The organism is Mycobacterium sp., assembly GCF_046091765.1.
GTDB lineage: Bacteria > Actinomycetota > Actinomycetes > Mycobacteriales > Mycobacteriaceae > Mycobacterium.
This window is the reverse complement of sequence record NZ_JBJTCF010000035.1, coordinates 1-19209: the sequence shown is the minus strand read 5'-3', so window position 1 is coordinate 19209 and position 19209 is coordinate 1. Positions and strand designations below refer to the sequence as shown.

Below are 19209 nucleotides of genomic sequence, written 5' to 3'. Positions count from 1 at the left end.
CGCCGAGGGTGACCCGGGTCGCGATGGGCTCGGGTCCGAACGCGGAGAACAGCGGGGATACGACGCTGCCGTTGCGGAGCGCCCCGAGCATGCTGACGTAGAGCTCGGGCACCCGACCCATGATGACGAAAACCTTGTCGCCCTTGCCGATCCCCAGATTGCGCAGCACGTTGGTGAAGCGCCGGGTCTGTCGCCCCAGTTCGGCATAGCTGACATCGTGGGTCTCGTTGGTTTCGGTGACGAAACGCAGCGCGGTGCGGCCGGCGAGCGGCCCGTCGGCGTGTCGATCGACGGCGGCGTAGGCGATGTTGCAGCCGCCCGGGCCCATTCCCGCGCAGACGTCGGGCAGCATCGACCAGCTGAACGTGGTGCGGGTCCGGTCGTAGTCGGTGAGGTTGGGAGGCACTGTCATGTCCGCGGGCCCCTTGCGGATGATGTCGTGCACCTGCATGTCGGTGTCCACCCGGTGCTCAGATGTTGGTCTGGTCGAGCCTGCCGTCGCGACGGGCGCGGGCGATGTTGGCCATCACCCGGTCGACCACCGCGTCGTAGGCAACCGCGTCCTTGAGAATGTCAGCGCGGTCGAGCTGTTCCAGGTAGGCACTGATGCGCCGATCCAGCGGCCAGTCCCAGTAGTCCCGTCGGGTGAATTGCGAACACAGGAATCGCCATGCCAGCGAGTCGATGTCGGCGACCTTCGCGGCTCTCGTCATGATTCCCCTTCTCCGGTCTTTCCGCCTCTTTCGATCTTGGCCGCAACACAGCGGCGGCGGAAGGGGCGAAGGTCACCGAAAAACGGCTACAGGCTGTGCAGTCCCTTATAGAGCAGGACCCCGCCGATGAAGATCAGGATCGCGGCGAGCAGCGCGCCGTGGTTGGCCTCCATCCACGCCTTGAGTCTGCGCAGCGGCGCATCGAGCCGGGCGCCCGCGATCTGGTAGGCCAGCACCGGAAGCCCCACCGAGGACACCGCGATCGCGGTGAACAGCGCCACGCCCAGCCATGACATCCCGGCACCGAGGCCGGCTGCCCCGATCAACAGGCCGGCAGCTGCGCACATGAACAGCACCTTGGGGTTGACCACCGCCAGGGCCGCCGCCACCAGCAGCGCGCGGGCCGGACCCATGCCGCTCATCGACCGCATCCACCCCGGGGTGTGCTCGGAGCGCTTCCGGTTCACCCAGCGGTAGATCCCCAGGGCGATCAGGGCGGCACCGATGAGGATGCGCAGGTACGCCGACCATCGCGGTTCGCCGCGCTGGTCGCCGATCGCCCGCGAGAGGGCCACGAAAGCGGCCGTGAGTGCGGCGATGCCCAGGATCCAGCCCGTCAGGAAACACAGGCTTGTCGGCCGCGGCCGCGGTGAGTGCAGAACCAATACACCGGGGATGACCGAGAGCGGTGAGAGGCTGATGACCAGGGCCAGCGTGACCAGTTCGCCGAGAACCGGATTCAGATCCGCCACGAGGGCGAACCTATCCGATCAGCCCGGCCGCAGGGTCCAGGCCGGCACCCAGTGGGTCACCGTCCGGCGATGGGTCCCGTAACCGATCGGATAGCTGACCAGGCCCCACCAATCGCCCTGTTCACAGAGCCCCCAGCAGGTCAGAGCACCGGGAACGACCCGGTCCATCTGCAGCCCGTGCGGGTGGTAGCGGCCGTTTCGGTGCGGCCGGCGGGGGAAGAGCACAGTCAGGTCGACCAACACCGGCAGCGGTGGCCGGACCGGCCGGAAGGGCGGTGGCACGGGTTGGCCGTGGTAGCCGATGGAGGCGAGACCCACTATTCGATCATACGTTCGAATTTATCCGGAAGGAACTTGAGCGGAACAGACTCAAGATGAGTCGTGTTATATGTCTTGACAAGCAAAAAAAGATACGAACGGAGGTGTCGTGGACTCGTTCAACCCGACCACCAAGACCCAGGCGGCGCTGACGGCTGCCCTGCAGGCGGCCAGCGCGGCCGGCAACCCAGAGATCCGGCCCGCCCATCTGTTGATGGCGCTGCTGACTCAGACCGACGGCATCGCCGGCCCGCTGCTGGAGGCCGTCGGTGTCGATCCGGCCACCGTGCGCGCCGAGGCACAGAAACTCCTCGACCGGCTCCCGTCGTCCAGTGGGGCGACCGCACAGCCGCAGCTGTCGCGCGAGTCGCTCGCCGCGATCACCGCCGCCCAGCAGCTGGCGACCGAGATGGACGACGAGTACGTCTCCACCGAGCATCTGCTGGTCGGTCTGGCGGGCGGCATGGGTCGCAACGCTCCCGCCGGCGACTCCGACGTCGCCAAGCTGCTCACCGGCGCGGGCGCCGCACCGCAGGCGCTGCGCGACGCCTTCGCGAAAGTCCGCGGCAGTGCCCGCGTCACCAGCCCCGACCCCGAGTCCAGTTATCAGGCCCTGGAGAAGTACTCCACCGACCTCACCGCGCGGGCGCGGGAAGGCAAACTCGACCCGGTCATCGGGCGGGACAACGAGATTCGCCGTGTCATCCAGGTGTTGAGCCGGCGCACCAAGAACAACCCGGTGCTCATCGGCGAGCCCGGCGTGGGCAAGACCGCCATCGTCGAAGGCCTCGCCCAGCGCATCATCGACGGCGACGTTCCGGAGAGCCTGCGTGACAAGACCGTCATCTCGCTGGACCTCGGGTCGATGGTGGCCGGCGCGAAGTACCGAGGTGAATTCGAGGAACGGCTCAAGGCCGTGCTCGACGAGATCAAGGACTCCGCCGGTCAGATCATCACCTTCATCGACGAGTTGCACACCATCGTCGGCGCCGGTGCGACCGGCGAGGGCGCGATGGACGCCGGCAACATGATCAAGCCGATGCTGGCCCGCGGAGAATTGCGACTGGTCGGCGCGACCACCCTGGATGAGTACCGGAAGTACATCGAGAAAGACGCCGCCCTGGAGCGCCGCTTCCAGCAGGTGTTTGTCGGCGAGCCGTCGGTGGAGGACACCGTCGGCATCTTGCGCGGCCTCAAGGACCGCTACGAGGTCCATCACGGCGTGCAGATCACCGACTCCGCGCTGGTGGCGGCGGCCACATTGAGCGATCGCTACATCACCAGCCGGTTCCTGCCGGACAAGGCCATCGACCTGGTCGACGAGGCGGCCTCGCGGCTGCGCATGGAGATCGACTCCCGGCCGGTCGAGGTCGACGAGGTCGAGCGGCTGGTCCGCCGGCTGGAGATCGAAGAGATGGCGTTGGAGAAGGAAGAGGACGCTGCCTCCAAGGAACGGCTGGAGAAGCTGCGGGCCGAACTGGCCGACTACAAGGAGAAGCTCGCCGAGCTGACCACGCGCTGGCAGAACGAGAAGAACGCCATCGACGTGGTCCGCGAGTTCAAAGAACAGCTGGAGAGCCTGCGCGGGGAGGCCGACCGGGCCGAGCGCGACGGCGATCTGGCCAAGGCCGCCGAGCTGCGGTACGGGCGAATCCCCGAGGTGGAGAAGAAGCTCGACGCCGCGCAGCCCCAGGCCGAGGCCCGCGAGGCGGTCATGCTCAAGGAGCAGGTCGGCCCCGACGACATTGCCGATGTGGTGTCGTCCTGGACCGGGATTCCGGCCGGCCGGTTACTGGAGGGCGAGACCGCCAAGCTGCTGCGCATGGAGGATGAACTGGGTCATCGCGTGGTCGGCCAGCGCAAAGCCGTGCAGGCCGTCTCGGATGCGGTGCGCCGCAGCCGGGCCGGTGTCGCCGACCCCAACCGGCCGACCGGATCGTTCCTGTTCCTCGGTCCGACCGGTGTCGGCAAGACGGAATTGGCCAAGGCGCTCGCCGACTTCCTGTTCGACGACGAGCGTGCGATGGTGCGCATCGACATGAGCGAGTACGGCGAAAAGCATTCCGTCGCAAGGCTCGTCGGCGCGCCCCCCGGCTATATCGGCTACGACCAGGGCGGCCAGCTCACCGAGGCGGTGCGGCGGCGCCCGTACACGGTGGTGCTGTTCGACGAAGTCGAGAAGGCCCACCCGGACGTGTTCGACGTGCTGCTGCAGGTGCTCGACGAGGGCCGGCTGACCGACGGCCAGGGCCGCACGGTGGACTTCCGCAACACCATCCTGATCCTGACCTCCAACCTGGGCTCGGGCGGCACCGAGGAGCAGGTGATGGCGGCGGTGCGCGCGGCCTTCAAGCCGGAGTTCATCAACCGCCTCGATGACGTGCTGATCTTCGATGCGCTCAACCCCGACGAACTCGTCCAGATCGTCGACATCCAGCTGGTCCAGTTGGGCAAGCGGTTGAGCCAGCGCCGCCTGGAGTTGCAGGTGTCGCTGCCGGCCAAGGAGTGGCTGGCCACCCGCGGGTTCGACCCGGTCTACGGGGCCCGGCCGCTGCGGCGGCTGGTCCAGCAGGCGATCGGCGACCAGCTGGCCAAGATGCTGCTGGCCGGCGAGATCCACGACGGCGACGTGGTCGCGGTCAACGTCTCGCCGGACGGAGAATCGCTGGTCCTCGGCTAGTCACCCGGGATGCGCCCCGGAAACGGTGACCCTGTTGTGACCTGCCGCCCGCCTCGGTGAACGGCGGATAACGGTTAGGCTACTGGGCGATGGTTCCGTTCTGGTTCACGCTGTCGGCGCTGTGCTTCGTGGGTGCGGCCGTGCTGCTCTACATCGACATCGGCCGCCGCCGCGGGCTGGGTCGCCGGCGCAAGTCGTGGGCGCGCTCGCAGGGCTTCGACTACGAGTCGGAGTCCAGGGAGATCGTCGACCGCTGGAAGCGCGGCGTGATGTCGACGGTCGGTGATGTCACCGCCCGCAACGTCGTGCTGGGGCAGATCCGCGGCGAGGCGGTGTACGTCTTCGATCTGGAGGATGTCGCCACCGTCATCGCCCTGCACCGCAAGGTCGGCACCAACGTCGTAATGGATCTGCGGCTCAAAGGTGTCAAGGAACCGCGCGAGGCGGACGTGTGGCTGCTCGGGGCGATCGGTCCGCGCATGGTGTACTCCAACAATCTCGACGCGGCGCGCCGAGCCTGCGACCGCCGGATGGTCACCTTCGCCCACACTGCGCCGGACTGCGCGGAGATCATGTGGAACGAGCAGAACTGGACGCTCCTGGCGATGCCGGTCGCCTCCACCCGTGCCCAGTGGGACGAGGGACTGCGCGCGGTCCGGCAGTTCAACGACCTGCTGCGGGTGTTACCGCCGCTCCCGGCTCAGGCCGCGGCCGCGCAGTCGGCCCCCGCCCGGCGCCCGGCCGCACCGGGCCGCCCCCAGGTCCCGCCGGTGCCGCGCCCGCCGCACGCGCAGGCCCCCAAGCGCTGAGCCGTGGTCGCACCCGAGATCGACACCGAGATGCGCGGCGAACTCGCCGGGCTGGTGCGCCAGCTTTCGGTGGTGTTCGGCCGGGTCACCCTGTCGTCGGGACGCGAAGCCGACTACTACGTCGATCTGCGCCGGGCCACCCTGCACCACCGGGCGGCGCCACTGATCGGCCGGCTGATGCGGGAACTGACCGCGGACTGGGAATACGCCGCCGTGGGCGGGCTCACGATGGGAGCCGATCCGGTGGCGTGTGCGGTCATGCACGCACCCGGGCGCCCGATTGACGCGTTCGTGGTTCGCAAGTCGGTGAAAACCCATGGGCTGCAGCGCCTCATCGAGGGCACCGAGGTCCAGGGCAAACCGGTTCTGGTGGTCGAGGACACCAGCACGACCGGGGGATCAGCGCTGACCGCGGTCCGCGCGGTACGCGACGCCGGCGCACTGGTCCTGGGAGTCGCCACCGTCGTGGACCGAGCGACCGGCGCCGCCGAGGCGATCGAGGCCGAGGGGGTGCCCTACCGAAGCATCCTGGGGCTGGCCGACCTCGGGCTCGCCGGTGACTGAGTCCGACCCGGAACCGGGCCCCGGCCCGACCGAGTGGCAGAGCGGTGCACCCGGCGTCGGCCCGTGGTCGCAGACCCACCCCGGGCCGCCGCCCGAGGATCCCCGCTACGACCCCGAGTTGCTCCGGGACGGCGACACCCGCAACGTGGTCGACGCCTACCGGTACTGGCGGCGGTCGGCCATCGTCGCCGACATCGACCTCCGCCGGCACGCACTGCACATCGCGATCGAGAATTTCGGCAACGACGCCAACATCGGTGCGGTGGTACGCACCGCCAACGCCTTCGCCGTCGACACCGTGCACATCGTCGGGCGTCGGCGCTGGAATCGCCGCGGCGCCATGGTGACCGATCGCTATCAGCGGCTGACACATCACGACAGCTCCGAGCAGCTGCTGGCCTTCGCCGCCGCGCACGGACTTTTCGTCGTGGCGGTCGACAACGTCGCGGGCGCAGAGCCCCTGGAGACGACCACGCTGCCGCGGGAGTGTCTGCTGGTCTTCGGCCAGGAGGGACCGGGCATCTCCGAGGCAGCCCGTGCCCAAGCGGCTCTGACGGTGTCGATCGCGCAGTTCGGTTCGACCCGCAGCATCAATGCCGGCGTCGCGGCGGGAATCGCCATGCACGCCTGGATCCGCCAATGGGCCGACCTGTCGGCGGCCTGGTAGGGCAGGATTCGCAGGCATGAAGGCGGGCCCGGAGCAGTGGGCGAATCGCGCGGCCAGCGCGGAGATGGCAATCGACCGGCGGCACCTGCGGCCGCTGTGGCGCATCCCCGGCACCCAACTCGGCGTGGTGGGATGGCCGCCCTCCCGTCGGGACCGCGGCTTCGGCACCTGGCACTACTGGTGGCAGGCACATCTGCTGGACACCCTCGTCGACGCGCAGGTGCGGGATCCGAGGCCTGAGCGCGCCGAGCGGATCACCCGGCAGATCCGCGGCCACCGAGTCCGCAACAACGGCCGATGGACAAACAGCTACTACGACGACATGGCCTGGCTGGCACTGGCTTTGGAGCGATCCGGCCGACTTCTCGGAATCCGGCGCCCACACGCCCTGCAGACGCTGACCCGCCAGCTCTTCAATGCCTGGGTGCCCGAGGACGGCGGGGGCATCCCGTGGCGCAAGCAGGACCAGTTCTTCAACGCCCCGGCCAACGGGCCCGCCGGGATCCTGCTGGCCCGCCAGGGCCATCTTCCGCGGGCCGCCCAGATGGCCGACTGGGTCGACGAAAACCTCCTGGACCCCGAGACGCACCTGATCTTCGACGGCGTCCGGGATGGCTCGCTGGTGCGCGCGCAGTACACCTACTGCCAGGGCGTGGTGATCGGACTGGAGACCGAGCTTGCCGTCCGCAGCGGCGACGAGCGGCACGCACCGAGGGTGCGCCGACTTGTCGCCGCGGTCGCCGAACACATGGCCCCGCACGGAGTGCTCAGGGGGGCCGGCGGCGGTGACGGGGGGTTGTTCGCCGGGATCACGGCGCGCTATCTCGCGCTGGCGGCAACCGCCCTGCCGGGTGACTCCGCCGAGGACGTCGCCGCCCGCGATGCCGCGCGCCGGATTGTGCTGTCCTCGGCCAAGGCCGCCTGGGACAACCGACAGACCGTGGAGGGCCTGCCGCTGTTCGGCGCTTTCTGGGACCGCATCGCCGAGGTTCCGCGTCCGGGCGGCGGGAACGCCAGCTTCATCGACGGCGCGGTCCGCGCCTCGGAGACCCCCGAACGCGATCTCTCCGTGCAGGTATCCGGCTGGATGCTGATGGAGGCCGCGCACGTCGTCACGGCCAGGGCGTGAAATCACCCCGTGTAACTGTTAAGTTTGCTGAAAAGCAATCGATGAGGGACGGCGATGAGGACCATTCCGGTGACCGTGCGGAACATTCTGGCAGCGCTGGCCGCCCTCAGTGTTGTGTCGGGCTGCGGGGGCTCGGCAACCATGAGCCAGACCACGAGCACGGTGGAGTCGCCGGCAACGACCGCGTCGAGTGTGTCGGCAATGCCGGCCTCGATGACCCTGCACAACTACATCACCGAGAACAAGATCGCCGAAGTGCCCATCAAAGACGGCGAGCCGGGCACGCCGAAGTTCGAATTCCCGTTCCCGCCCGGCTGGAGCGATGCCGGCGAGCAGACGCCGGACTGGGCCTACGGTGCCCTGGTCTACGACAAGCCGAAGGACCCGCAAGACCCGCCGGTCCTCTAGGCCATCGCCTCGAAACTGACCGGCAACGTCGACGCCGCCAAGGTGCTCGAACTCGCGCCTGCCCAGCTCGACGGTCTCGACCAGTTCACGCCGCGCGGCGCGCCCAGCACGACTCAGCTGAGCGGGTTCGACGCCGTCCTCTACGAAGGCACCTACGTTCACGAGGGCGCGACCAGAGCCGTCGCCCAGATGACGGTCGTGGTGCCCGGCAAGGATGTGCTTTTCGTGCTGCAGCTCAACTCCGATGCCCTCGAATCCGAGGAGGACGTAGTGATCGAGGCGGCCAAGCTGATCGACGCCCAGACCAAGATCACGGTGCCGGCATGACCACCCGCGCACTTGTCCTGGCCGCGGCGCTGATCGCCGCCGGGCTGTCGGCGGCGCCGACCGCGCACGCGGGGTGTACGGCCGGGGAGGTGCCCGACCCCGCCACCGGTGTGTGCTGGTCGTCGTCGGCGACCAACCTCGGCATCACCGGCACCGGCGGAGTCTGCTTCCCCGGCCGGCTGGGATTGTGCATCGCGGGGTTCCAGAACTCGCAGGTGCCGGGGGCGGCGCTACGACCGCAGCCGCCGGCTGGGCCGGCACCGCGAACCTCGTGGCCGTGACGCCTGCGCGCTAACCGGTGCCCCCGCGCCGGCGCAGGACGTTGCGCCCGACCGCGGTGATCCCGGGGAGGATCGACAGGAACACGATCAGCAGGACCATCAGTTCGAGATTGCTTTTCACGAACGGGACACTGCCCAGGAAGTAGCCCAGCAGCGTCATCCCGGCACCCCAGAGGATTCCGCCGACGATGTCGAAGCCGAGAAACAGCGGATAGCGCATATAGGAGACCCCGGCCAGGACCGGGGTGAAGGTCCGCACGATCGGCACGAAGCGGGCCAGGATGATGGTCTTGGGCCCGTGCCTCTCGAAGAAGGCGTGCGACTGGGTGACGTAGTGCTTCTTGAAGAAGCGGGAATCCTCCTTGTCGAACAGCGCCGGTCCGATCCGTCGGCCGATGAAGTAGGCGCACTGGTCGCCGAGCACGGCCACCACCGAGACGCTGATCGCCAGCACCCAGATGTTGACCGGGGGATTGGGTGCGGCCGCGAGCAGTCCGCCGGTGAACAGCAGCGAGTCGCCCGGCAGCAGGGGGAACAGCAGCCCGGTCTCGATGAAGACGATGATCAGGATGCCGGGCAGCACCGCGGAGGCGAAAAGCCCGCCCTCTCCCAGCCAGTACATCGGGTCCAGGATGCTGGGCAGGGCCAGCACGGTGGTGGTCATCAGCCCCAAGATACCTCTGCGCGGAGCCGGCCCCGGGGACGCTGGCCGTTTGACATACTGCCAGCAGGCCCGATCCGCGGAGAGGATTGTCCATGCCCGTCGCCACACCCGAGGTTTACCGAGAGATGCTGGACCGCGCCAAGGCGCACCAGTTCGCGTTCCCGGCGATCAACTGCACTTCGTCGGAGACGGTGAACGCCGCCATCAAGGGCTTCGCCGACGCCGGCAGTGACGGGATCATCCAATTCTCCACCGGCGGAGCCGAATTCGCCTCCGGTCTGGGTGTCAAAGACATGGTCACAGGTGCCCTGGCGCTGGCCGAGTTCACCGGGGTGATCGCCGACAGATACCCGATCACCGTCGCCCTGCACACCGATCACTGCCCCAAGGACAAGCTCGACACCTATGTGCGGCCGTTGCTGGCGATCTCCGCCGACCGGGTCCGCGAGGGCCGCAACCCCCTGTTTCAGTCGCACATGTGGGACGGATCGGCGATACCGATCGACGAGAATCTGGCCATTGCGCAGGAACTTCTCAAGCAGGCCGCAGCCGCCCGGATCGTCCTCGAGGTCGAGATCGGCGTCGTGGGTGGCGAGGAGGACGGGGTCGAGGCGGAGATCAACGACAAGCTCTACACGACCCCGGAAGACTTCGAGAAGACCGTCGCCGCGCTCGGGGCCGGGGAGAACGGCAGATACCTGCTGGCGGCCACGTTCGGCAATGTGCACGGGGTCTACAAGCCGGGCAATGTGGTGCTCAAGCCCGAGGTGCTGGCCGAGGGCCAGCGCGTGGCGGCGGCCAAACTCGGACTTCCCGGTGATGCCAGGCCCTTCGACTTCGTGTTCCACGGCGGGTCGGGATCGCTGAAGTCGGAGATCGAGGACTCGCTGCGCTACGGCGTGGTGAAGATGAACGTCGACACCGACACCCAGTACGCGTTCAGCCGGCCGATCGTGGGACACATGTTCGGCAACTACGACGGCGTGCTCAAGGTGGACGGCGAGGTGGGGAACAAGAAGGTCTACGATCCCCGCTCGTACATGAAGAAGGCCGAGGCGGGCATGTCCGAGCGGGTCGTTGAAGCATGCACCGATCTGCGCAGCGCCGGCCGCAGCGTCTCGGCGGGCTAGAAGGCCTGGCAGATCCTCCACTGGTCATCCCGCCGCTGCAGATCAAAGCTGCGGGTGGACATGGTTGCCGGGTCGAAGGCCATATAGGACGTCACGTTCGCCTCGGCGTGGTCGCCGTTGATGACCACGTCATCGACGCTGGCGACCACCGGATACTGCTTGGCCGAGGAGATCTTGGAGTAGGCGTCCGCCCAGGAACGCTCGTCGTAGGCGGCGTAGGCCTCGCGGGTCTGCCCGCAGGTCACCTCCCGCAGCGTCGCCAGATCGCCGCGTTGCACGGCGGTGTCGAAGGTCTGTATCACCGAGCGCACCCGGTCCTCCTGGGAAACCCGCGAGATGACCGCGAACACCGTCAGCAGCGAACCCAGGATCACCGCGGCGGCAACCCCGAGCGCGATCACCAGCTTTCGCCGCGGTGTCCGGCGGTGCGGCTGGTCCGGCTGGATGCCGGTAGAGGTGAAGACCTGGGTCGGCGGGTCCGGGACGCGGTCGATGATCTGGGTGGATCCCGCATCGAAACCCGGTGCGGTGTAGCGGCGTTCGGCCGGATCGTCGGCGGGCTCGGTGATGGCGGATACGTCGATCACCTCGGTGACCGGATCGGCCTGCGCGGGCGAAGGGTCATCGGGGCCGGCGGCTCCGGTGACGTCGTCACGGTCGGTCCCGGACGGGTTCGACATGGTTAGACCCTAGCCCCGGGTTCGACGCGCGGTCGTCGGCGACACCGCGCGATCCGGCACAATGCGGGCACAATAGGCGTATGAACAATCCCACCTCGCACGGCGACCTGCTCGGACCGCAACCGGTGCTGCTGCCCGGCGACAGCGCGGCCGAGGCCGCGTTGCGGGCCGGCGAGAACCCGGCGGTCGTGGCCGCGGCCCATCCGTCGGCCTCGGTGGCCTGGGCCGCACTCGCCGAGGAGGCGCTGGCCGCTGACCGGGCGGTCACCGCCTACGCCTACGCCCGGACCGGCTATCACCGCGGGCTGGACCAGCTGCGCCGCAACGGCTGGAAGGGGTTCGGTCCGGTACCTTTCGCGCACGAACCCAATCGCGGCTTCCTGCGCTGCGTCGCCGCCCTGGCGCGGGCCGCTGACGCGATCGGCGAAACGGCGGAGTTCGAGCGCTGCCTGGATCTGCTCGACGACTGCGATCAGGCAGCGCGCGCCGGCCTCGGTCTGGCCTGACGCGGCGGACTCAGAGGTCGTCGCGCTCCGGACATTCACCGGCTGAGGGCGTCTCGACCTGGACGGTGGCGTGCCCGAGGCCGCGCGCGGCCAGCACCGCCCGCGCGTCGTCGAGCACGCGCTCGGATTTGCCGTCGGTCCGCAGGTGTGCGGTCACCATGTCCTTGCCCGGCACCAGCGTCCACACATGCAGGTCGTGAACCTCGGTCACACCCTCGACCCCGGCCAGGGCCGAGCGCAATTCGTCGACGTCGATATGGCGCGGGGAGGACTCGGAGAGGACGCGCAGCGCGGCGCGCGCCAGCGCGATGGCTCGGGGCAGCACCCACAGCGCGACCAGCACGGCCACCACCGTGTCGGCATAGGGCCATCCGGTCGTCACCGTCACCACGCCGGCGATCAGCACACCGATACTGCTGACCGTGTCGGCGACGACCTCCAGATAGGCGCCCTTGACGGCCAGGCTCTGACCGGACTGCGATCGCAGCAGCAGCATGACGGCGACGTTGGCGGCCAGACCGGCCGAGGCCACCACGATCATCGGCATGCCCGGAACCTCGGGCGCGTCACCCAGTCGCCGGACCGCCTCGTAGAGGATGAACGCCGCGACACCGAGCAGCAGGGCGGCGTTGGCGACCGCGGTGAACACCTCGGCGCGATGCCACCCGTAGGTCCGCGACGCCGACGCCGGACCATGCCGCGCCAGCAGCAGCGCGATCAATCCCATGAACAGGGCCACCAGGTCGGTGAGCATGTGTCCGGCGTCGGCCAGCAGCGCGATCGAGCCGATGATCACCGCCGTGGTCACTTCGACGACGAAGAAGGCACCCAGGATCAGCGCGGCGAGAACCATCCGGCTCACCTTGGTGTCGGCCGAGCCGTGCCCCCCATGTCCCGCGTGTCCCGCACCCACGACCGAGATCTTGCCCGACCGTCCCGGGCTAGAGCCAGGCGGACCAGAAGCGGGTCAACTCGCCGCCGAGACCGGCGAGCCCGGCGGGTACGCCGGCCAAGCCGAAGAACCAGAAGACGACCGCGAAGAACCAGCGGTTGAGCGCCGGCGTCAACAGCACCAGCAGCAGGATGACAAAACCGAACTGCCGCAAGGGTTCCAGCCGACGCTGGGTGGCCGGGCTCAGATGCGGTTCCAGCGCCCCGTAGCCGTCGAGTCCGGGCACCGGCAGCAGGTTCAGCACGAGCGCGGTCACCTGAAGGAACCCGAGGAACGCCACCCCCGACCAGAACACCGAATGGGCCGGGTCGAACAGCAGCCGGGTGGCCGCCAGGAGCAGGACCGCCAGCACCAGGTTCGCCAGCGGTCCGGCGAGGCTGACCTGCGTGCGCTGGCGCGGGGTCATGAAGTCGGTCCGGACGTAGACCGCCCCGCCCGGCAGTCCGATCCCGCCGAGGGCGATGAACAGCAGCGGCAGCCCCAGCGACAGCATCGGGCTGGAGTACCGCAGCGGGTTGAGGGTCAGGTAGCCGCGAACCGCGGCGTCGTTGTCGCCGAACCGCCAGGCGGTGTAGGCATGCCCGAATTCGTGCAGGCACAGCGACACCAGCCAGCCGGCGATGACGAAGAGGAACACCCCGACGTAGGCCAGCGGCCGCAGGGACTGCGCCGCCAGCCAGGCCAGCACCCCGCCGAGTGCGGTGAGCGCGACCAGCGCCAGAAACACCGGGCTGGGCCGGACCGCCTGGTGCAGCGGACGCACGCTCACTTCTCAGTCCTCATGTCAGCCCTCAACCAGGACGGTCGAGTACTGCGTGCCGATGTACACCCCGAGGACGGCGATCATCGCCAGTGCCAGCACCATGTCGGCAGCGGGTCGGCGCAGCAGCAGCCCCACGACCGCGCCGGCCGCGATCACGATCTGGAAGATCAGGTCGGCGTCCAACTGCTCGTTGCTGATCAGCGACTCGTGAGCGATGTTGATCGCGACGATGCCGATCAGCACCCCGAAGAACACCGGACGCACCCGGTCGAAGGCCGCGGCGGGGGTTTCGTCGTCCGTTGGCGAGTCGGGCTGGGCCGCGGGCAGCAGGAACGACATCACCAGGATCCCGCCCGGAACGGACAGGAAGGCCAGGAGTTCGAGAACCGAAATCTCGACCAGGGTGGTGCGGTAGTAGGTCACCGCCAGCCACACCTCGACCACCAGGACGAGCAGGAAGACCTGCCACAGCACCGCGGGCAGGAACGGGCGCCGGGCGGGGTCCCGCGACCACCCGCGCACCGTCAGGGCCAGCTCACCGAGAATCTGCCCGAAGGACATCCCGAGGATGACGGTGTAGAACCACCACACGCGCCGATGATGTCATGCCCGGTGTCAGTCCACCCGCAGCCAGCCCCGGGTGTTCCGGTAGAACGTCGACCGCTTGACCTCGCGGCGGCCGGCGACGCCGTCGCGGATCACCCGGGCGCCGGTGGTGCCCAACTGGGCGGCGCGTCCGCCGGTCCACCGTCGCGGGCGCACCGCCCGCCCGGCCAGACCGGTGAGAACAGTCGCCCGCAGGCCGGGCATCGACGGCGTCGGCTCAATCCGCACCCCGGTCACCTCGCCGTCGAAAAGCACCGTGTCGTCCACCACCGCCTCGCCGCGCAACGCCTCCGACCCGGTCGGCGGCAGCCATAACGCGGCGCCGACCAGGGCTGTCGCGGAGTCGTCGCGGATCAGCGGGACCCGGCGGGCGGCGGCGGTCACCGCCCGGCGGGCCGAACGCCAGCCCCGGACGTGGGCCACCTCGACGTCGAGCTGCTCGGCGCGCAACAGCGCGGTGAGCACGGCGGCCAGGTCGGCCTGCGCGCCGACGACGGCCACCCGCCGGGCGCCCGCGACGGCCGGCGCGATCTCGTCGGTGGTCCCCACCGGCACCGCGGCCAGCCCATTGAGCGGGCCGGGCGCACGGCGCCCGCCGAAAAGCAGCACGGCGAGGTCGGATCGCGACCCGGGCTTGGGCAAGGACACTCCTGATGCTGCGCTGGGCGTGGGCGCTCGGATAGGGTAAGCCCCCGGCTGGATCACAATAAGCGGGAGAAACGCCATGCCGGCAATCGTGCTCATCGGCGCCCAGTGGGGCGACGAGGGCAAGGGGAAAGCCACCGATCTGCTCGGTGGCCGGGTGCAGTGGGTGGTGCGCTACCAGGGCGGCAACAATGCCGGGCACACCGTGGTCCTGCCGACGGGAGAGAACTTCGCGCTGCACCTCATACCGTCCGGAATCCTGACTCCCGGGGTGACCAACGTGATCGGCAACGGCGTCGTCGTCGACCCCGGGATCCTGCTCACCGAGCTGTGCGGGCTCGAGGACCGCGGGGTGGACACCTCCCGGCTGCTGATCTCCGCCGACGCGCACCTGCTGATGCCCTATCACGTCGCCATCGACAAGGTCACCGAGCGCTACCTGGGGAACAAGCGGATCGGAACCACCGGACGCGGGATCGGACCGTGCTACCAGGACAAGATCGCCCGGATGGGCATCCGGGTCGCCGACGTGCGCGACCCCGGCCTACTGGCCGCCAAGATCGCTGCGGCGTGCGAGTTCAAAAACCAGGTGCTGGTCAAGATCTACAACCGCAAGGCGCTCAACCCGAGCGAGATCTGTGAGACGGTGCTGGAGCAGGCGGAGGGTTTCGGTCATCGCGTCGCCGATACCCGACTGCTGCTCAACAACGCGCTCGAGGACGGGCAGACCGTCCTGCTCGAGGGTTCCCAGGGAACCCTGCTCGATGTCGACCACGGAACCTATCCCTACGTGACGTCGTCCAATCCCACCGCCGGCGGCGCCGCGGTCGGGTCGGGAATCGGCCCTACGCGCATCACCACGGTGCTGGGAATTCTCAAGGCCTACACCACGCGGGTCGGATCGGGCCCCTTCCCCACCGAACTGTTCGACGCCAACGGCGAGTACCTGACTAAAACGGGCGGCGAGTTCGGAGTCACCACCGGCCGGCGGCGCCGGTGCGGCTGGTTTGACGCCGTCATCGCCCGCTACGCCACCCGGGTCAACGGGATCACCGACTACTTCGTCACCAAACTCGACGTGCTTTCCAGTCTGCAGACCGTGCCGGTCTGTGTCGCCTACACGATCGACGGCAGGCGCACCGACGACATGCCCATGACCCAGAGCGACTTCGCCCGTGCCGTGCCGGTCTACGAGGAGCTGCCCGGCTGGTGGGAGGACATCTCGGGTGCGCGGGAATTCGACGAGCTACCCGCCAAGGCGCGCGACTATGTGCTGCGGCTCGAAGAGCTTGCCGGAGCGCCGGTTTCGTGCATCGGTGTGGGGCCCGGGCGAGACCAGACCATCGTGCGACGCGACATCCTGGCGGCACGGGCGTGACCGACACGGATTCCCGGGATTCCCGGGATCCCCGCGACCCCCGTGAACTCGATCCCGACTACGACCGTCACGGCGGCTTTCCCCGGTTTGAGGTCATCGACGAACCGCCTGGCTTCGGGCGATTCGTGACCGCCATGCGGCGCGCCCAGGATCTCGCGGTGTCCGCCGACGCCGTCGACTGGGACCAGGCCGCCGACCGCGTCGATGACCTGATCGCACTGCTGTCGCCGCACGAGGCGCCGGGCGGAGTCGGTCCGTCCGGGCGGGTCGCGAGCCTGCCGGGCGCGGGCAGCCTGCTCATGCCGCCATGGACGATTCATCGCTTCGATGCCGACGTGGTCGAGGTGGGCGTGCAATTCAGCCGATTCCATGTCGGCGGCAACAGTGCCGTGCACGGGGGCATGGTCGCGATGATGTTCGACGTGATGTGCGGGATCATCATCCACGCCATCGGACGGCCGATCAGCCGCACCGCGTTCCTGCACGTCGACTACCGCAACATCACGCCCATCGACCAACCACTCACGATGCGGGGGTGGGCGCCGAGGGTCGAAGGGCGCAAGTCCTTCGTCAACGCCGAGCTGACCGCCGCCGACGGCACGGTGCTCGCCGAGGCCAACGGGCTGATGGTGCAACTACTTCCCGGACAGCCCTGAGAAAGGGCGAGTACTACGCGACCGTCAGTGGTGACCCGCTGATCACCCTACTGGGCTCACCGCGGACACTGAGCGGCACCTCACCCATCAACATCAGCCTCTGCAGCAGCCGGTACTGGTCGTCATAGTCGTCGACCGCCCGGTGCTGGGTGGCCCGATTGTCGTAGATGGCGACGTCACCCGGCTCCCAGTTCCAGCGAATGGTGTTTTCCGGCATCGTGATCCGGCGCTGCAACAGGGCGAGTAGGACGTTCGAGTCATGGCTGTCGAGGCCGACGAGGTTCCGGACGAAATCTCCGGCCAGCAGATGGCGTTCGCCGGTTTCCGGATGGACCCGCACCACCGGGTGCTCGGTACGGAAATCGACCTGCTCGAAGTTGCGCCGCGACCCCGTGTCGTCGTCGGTGACCGACCAGCACTGCTTGCAGTACGTTCCGCCTGAGGACCACGTGTGCTGCGCCCACAGTTCGTCGACAAGGCGCTTCAACGGTTCAGGCAGCTCGGTGTAGGCCGCCGAGGTCGAGGCCCACAGGGTCGAACCGCCGTAGTCGGGAATGGTGACGGCGCGTAGAAGGGTCACCGCGGGGTAGTTGACCAGGAACGAGGCGTCCGTATGCCACCAGGGAACGGTTCCGTCGCTCGGACTGATCGGCGTGACCGACGGCGCGGTCGACGGTGCTGCCGGGTGCCGAATCGGTGTTCCCAGCAACTCGCCGAAGGCGAGCATCTGAGATTCGTCGAAATGCTGGCCGCGTAGGAAGACCACCTGATGGGCCAGCACCGCTGAGCGGATCTCGCTGACCACGGCCGGGCTGAGGTCGCCGTCGAGTCGCACTCCGTCGATGCGGGCTCCGATCCGGCTACCCAGCTTGGTGACGGTGAGCGACGACCCTCGACGCGTCGGCGCTCCAACGGTCTGAGTCATGGCAACTCCCTTCGAAGTCGCACGCCGGTCCCACGGCGGGTCTTGAGGCCACGCTAGCCGAAGGCGCGACCGGATTTCTGAAATCTGCTCGCCGCCGAGGTTCCCCCGGCGAATCTGGCAGGCTGATTTCCATGGCCGCCGGCGGGCAACTCGATGAACGGACCGCCGCACGCACCGTTCTCGGCCAGCCGATCGGCCTGGCCAACCTCTTCGGAATCGAACTGTGGGAACGGTTCGCGTTCTACGGGATGCTCACGATCCTCGGTTACTACCTGTACTACTCGGTCAGCTTTGGCGGGATGGGGTTGCCCAAGAGCACCGCTGCCGGAGTCGTCGGCGCCTACGGCGGCCTGGTGTATCTGTCCACCGTGCTCGGAAGCTGGGTCTCAGACCGGCTGCTGGGAATGGAGCGGACTGTTTTCTACGGCGGGGTGGCGGTCATGCTGGGCCATACCGCGCTGGCGATCCTGCCGGGGCTTGCCGGGGTCGCGGCCGGCCTGGTGCTCATCGCCGTCGGTTCGGGGGCGCTGAAGTCCAACGCCGCGTCATTGCTCGGCACGCTCTACGGTCGAGGCGACTCGCGGCGCGACGGCGGCTTCACGCTGTTCTACCTGGGGGTCAACCTCGGGGCGTTCCTCGGGCCGCTGCTCACCGGTGTCTTGCAGACCTGGCTCGGTTTTCGCTACGCCTTCGCCGCCGCCGCGCTGGCCATGGCCCTCGGTCTCGCCCAGTACACGATCTTCCGCCGGAATCTGGGTACCGCCGGCCGCAGTATTCCCAATCCACTACCCCGGCGGGGAATCTGGAAACCAGTCGCCGTTGCGGTCCTGGCTGTGAGCCTGGTCGCAGGGGCCTTCGCGCTCGGCACAGTGACGGTGGGAAATCTCTCCCAGGCGACCACCGGCGTCATCCTCGCCGCTTCGGTGGTGTACTTCGCGGTCCTTCTCAGCAGCTCGAAGGTTGACGCCGTTGAGCGAAGCCGAGTGCGTGCCTTCATCCCCCTGTTCATCGCCAACACCGTCTTCTGTTCGCTGTTCCAGCAGATTTCGACCGTCCTGGCCATCTACGCCGACGAGCGGGTGAACCGTTCGATTTTCGGCTGGCTGGCACCGCCGGAGTGGATCGGTTCGATCGAGCCGGTGTGGGTGATTGTGCTCTCTCCGCTGTTCGCCGTGATGTGGACCAGGCTCGGGCGCCGGGCGCCCACGACGCCCCGCAAATTCGCTCTCGGGGTCAGCGGTATGGGGATCGCGTTCCTGCTGTTCCTCACCACGGCGGGCACGACCGGCCGATCGGTCCCGGCGCTGCTCATCGTGGTGATTCTGGCCGTCTTCGCCGTGTCCGAACTGACTCTCGCACCGACGGGTCTGGCGGTGACCACCCAATTGGCGCCGAAGGCTTTCCGGGCTCAGATGATGGCGTTGTACTTCCTGTCCTTCGGCCTGGGAACCGCGCTGTCCGGTGTGCTGGCCCGCTACTACGACCCCGCGAATGAGATCACCTACTTCGGGGTCCTGGGAGCCGTCGCGATCGTCGTGGGGCTGGGTATCGCCCTCATCGCCCCGCGGATCAGCAGCCGGATGGCCGGGGTGCATTGAGCGCCGGCCCGGCCGCACCTCGGCCTATCCTCTGAATCAGGCGGTCCATCCCATGGAG

The 19209-nt window shown here is 68.5% G+C and carries 22 protein-coding genes and 1 pseudogene; 12 read left to right on the top strand and 11 right to left on the bottom strand.

The window, feature by feature from the left end; translation table 11 throughout:
- From ACKOB8_RS03185 to ACKOB8_RS03170, 4 genes are all read right to left on the bottom strand, one after another.
- Window positions 1–451, bottom strand: a 451-nt coding sequence (locus tag ACKOB8_RS03185) for an AMP-binding protein (RefSeq protein WP_526375567.1), incomplete at its 3' end; no start/stop codon positions are given.
- A gap of 19 nt (window positions 452–470) precedes the next feature.
- Window positions 471–713 carry a hypothetical protein gene (locus ACKOB8_RS03180; protein WP_526375563.1) on the bottom strand — a complete coding sequence of 81 codons (243 nt, stop codon included), beginning with the start codon at window positions 711–713 and terminating at the stop codon, window positions 471–473.
- 86 nt (window positions 714–799) lie between these two features.
- Entirely contained in the window at window positions 800–1465 is a 666-nt protein-coding gene (locus tag ACKOB8_RS03175; RefSeq protein WP_526375561.1) for a GAP family protein, read from the bottom strand.
- A gap of 18 nt (window positions 1466–1483) precedes the next feature.
- The gene (locus ACKOB8_RS03170; protein WP_526375559.1) at window positions 1484–1783 is read right to left on the bottom strand and encodes a hypothetical protein; all 300 of its coding nucleotides are present in this window, start codon (window positions 1781–1783) and stop codon (window positions 1484–1486) included.
- A gap of 109 nt (window positions 1784–1892) precedes the next feature.
- Between ACKOB8_RS03170 and clpB the strand changes: the two genes are divergently transcribed.
- The 7 genes and pseudogenes from clpB to ACKOB8_RS03135 all read left to right on the top strand — a co-directional run bounded on the left by clpB (window position 1893) and on the right by ACKOB8_RS03135 (window position 8648).
- On the top strand, window positions 1893–4463 hold the full coding sequence (clpB, locus tag ACKOB8_RS03165) for an ATP-dependent chaperone ClpB (protein WP_526375557.1): 2571 nt from the start codon (window positions 1893–1895) through the stop codon (window positions 4461–4463).
- An 89-nt stretch (window positions 4464–4552) separates the two neighbouring features.
- Window positions 4553–5272, top strand: a complete 720-nt coding sequence (gene ttfA / locus ACKOB8_RS03160; protein WP_526375555.1) for a trehalose monomycolate transport factor TtfA — start codon at window positions 4553–4555, stop codon at window positions 5270–5272.
- 30 nt (window positions 5273–5302) lie between these two features.
- Window positions 5303–5836 carry an orotate phosphoribosyltransferase gene (gene pyrE / locus ACKOB8_RS03155; protein WP_526375565.1) on the top strand — a complete coding sequence of 178 codons (534 nt, stop codon included), beginning with the start codon at window positions 5303–5305 and terminating at the stop codon, window positions 5834–5836.
- Window positions 5829–6503, top strand: a complete 675-nt coding sequence (locus ACKOB8_RS03150) for a TrmH family RNA methyltransferase (RefSeq protein WP_526375553.1) — start codon at window positions 5829–5831, stop codon at window positions 6501–6503. Before pyrE ends, ACKOB8_RS03150 begins: the two co-directional genes overlap by 8 nt.
- Window positions 6504–6519: 16 nt before the next feature.
- The gene (locus ACKOB8_RS03145) at window positions 6520–7632 is read left to right on the top strand and encodes a glycoside hydrolase family 76 protein (RefSeq protein WP_526375550.1); all 1113 of its coding nucleotides are present in this window, start codon (window positions 6520–6522) and stop codon (window positions 7630–7632) included.
- Window positions 7633–7686: 54 nt separating this feature from the next.
- Window positions 7687–8367: pseudogene (gene lpqN, locus ACKOB8_RS03140) on the top strand (envelope biogenesis lipoprotein LpqN).
- The gene (locus tag ACKOB8_RS03135; protein ID WP_526375548.1) at window positions 8364–8648 is read left to right on the top strand and encodes a hypothetical protein; all 285 of its coding nucleotides are present in this window, start codon (window positions 8364–8366) and stop codon (window positions 8646–8648) included. The pseudogene lpqN and the gene ACKOB8_RS03135 overlap by 4 nt, the downstream one beginning before the upstream one ends.
- A 10-nt stretch (window positions 8649–8658) precedes the next feature.
- Here the strand turns inward: ACKOB8_RS03135 and ACKOB8_RS03130 are convergent, their stop codons facing one another.
- Window positions 8659–9312 (bottom strand): VTT domain-containing protein, encoded by a 654-nt coding sequence (locus ACKOB8_RS03130; RefSeq protein ID WP_526375546.1) that lies wholly within the window; start codon window positions 9310–9312, stop codon window positions 8659–8661.
- 92 nt (window positions 9313–9404) lie between these two features.
- Here ACKOB8_RS03130 and fbaA point away from each other — a divergent pair, with 92 nt between their 5' ends.
- Window positions 9405–10442, top strand: coding sequence for a class II fructose-bisphosphate aldolase (fbaA, locus tag ACKOB8_RS03125; RefSeq protein WP_526375544.1), 1038 nt, complete (start codon window positions 9405–9407; stop codon window positions 10440–10442).
- On the opposite strand, the gene ACKOB8_RS03120 is transcribed toward fbaA, so the two are convergent.
- Window positions 10439–11122 carry an Rv0361 family membrane protein gene (locus ACKOB8_RS03120; protein WP_526375542.1) on the bottom strand — a complete coding sequence of 228 codons (684 nt, stop codon included), beginning with the start codon at window positions 11120–11122 and terminating at the stop codon, window positions 10439–10441. The genes fbaA and ACKOB8_RS03120 overlap by 4 nt on opposite strands.
- 80 nt (window positions 11123–11202) lie before the next feature.
- On the opposite strand from ACKOB8_RS03120, the gene ACKOB8_RS03115 reads away from it, so the two are divergent.
- The gene (locus ACKOB8_RS03115) at window positions 11203–11628 is read left to right on the top strand and encodes a DUF3151 family protein (RefSeq protein ID WP_526375540.1); all 426 of its coding nucleotides are present in this window, start codon (window positions 11203–11205) and stop codon (window positions 11626–11628) included.
- Between the two features lie 10 nt (window positions 11629–11638).
- On the opposite strand, the gene ACKOB8_RS03110 is transcribed toward ACKOB8_RS03115, so the two are convergent.
- The 4 genes from ACKOB8_RS03110 to ACKOB8_RS03095 are packed head-to-tail and all read right to left on the bottom strand — an operon-like array spanning window position 11639 to window position 14597.
- Complete coding sequence (locus tag ACKOB8_RS03110; RefSeq protein WP_526375538.1) at window positions 11639–12541, bottom strand: cation diffusion facilitator family transporter; 903 nt, start codon at window positions 12539–12541, stop codon at window positions 11639–11641.
- A gap of 28 nt (window positions 12542–12569) precedes the next feature.
- A complete protein-coding gene (locus ACKOB8_RS03105; protein WP_526375536.1) occupies window positions 12570–13349 on the bottom strand; it encodes a site-2 protease family protein in 780 nt (259 codons plus the stop codon).
- Between the two features lie 15 nt (window positions 13350–13364).
- Window positions 13365–13934, bottom strand: coding sequence for a hypothetical protein (locus ACKOB8_RS03100; RefSeq protein WP_526375534.1), 570 nt, complete (start codon window positions 13932–13934; stop codon window positions 13365–13367).
- Between the two features lie 24 nt (window positions 13935–13958).
- Window positions 13959–14597: a peptidase M50 gene (locus ACKOB8_RS03095; RefSeq protein ID WP_526375532.1), complete on the bottom strand. Its 639-nt coding sequence runs from the start codon at window positions 14595–14597 to the stop codon at window positions 13959–13961.
- Window positions 14598–14673: 76 nt separating this feature from the next.
- Here ACKOB8_RS03095 and ACKOB8_RS03090 point away from each other — a divergent pair, with 76 nt between their 5' ends.
- Together ACKOB8_RS03090 and ACKOB8_RS03085 are read left to right on the top strand one after the other, a co-directional pair.
- Window positions 14674–15972, top strand: coding sequence for an adenylosuccinate synthase (locus ACKOB8_RS03090; RefSeq protein WP_526375530.1), 1299 nt, complete (start codon window positions 14674–14676; stop codon window positions 15970–15972).
- Window positions 15969–16628, top strand: a complete 660-nt coding sequence (locus ACKOB8_RS03085) for a PaaI family thioesterase (protein ID WP_526375528.1) — start codon at window positions 15969–15971, stop codon at window positions 16626–16628. Before ACKOB8_RS03090 ends, ACKOB8_RS03085 begins: the two co-directional genes overlap by 4 nt.
- A gap of 13 nt (window positions 16629–16641) precedes the next feature.
- On the opposite strand, the gene ACKOB8_RS03080 is transcribed toward ACKOB8_RS03085, so the two are convergent.
- A complete protein-coding gene (locus ACKOB8_RS03080) occupies window positions 16642–17553 on the bottom strand; it encodes a TauD/TfdA dioxygenase family protein (protein WP_526375526.1) in 912 nt (303 codons plus the stop codon).
- 131 nt (window positions 17554–17684) lie between these two features.
- Between ACKOB8_RS03080 and ACKOB8_RS03075 the strand changes: the two genes are divergently transcribed.
- A complete protein-coding gene (locus tag ACKOB8_RS03075) occupies window positions 17685–19151 on the top strand; it encodes a peptide MFS transporter (protein WP_526375524.1) in 1467 nt (488 codons plus the stop codon).
- Window positions 19152–19209 lie beyond the last annotated feature (58 nt).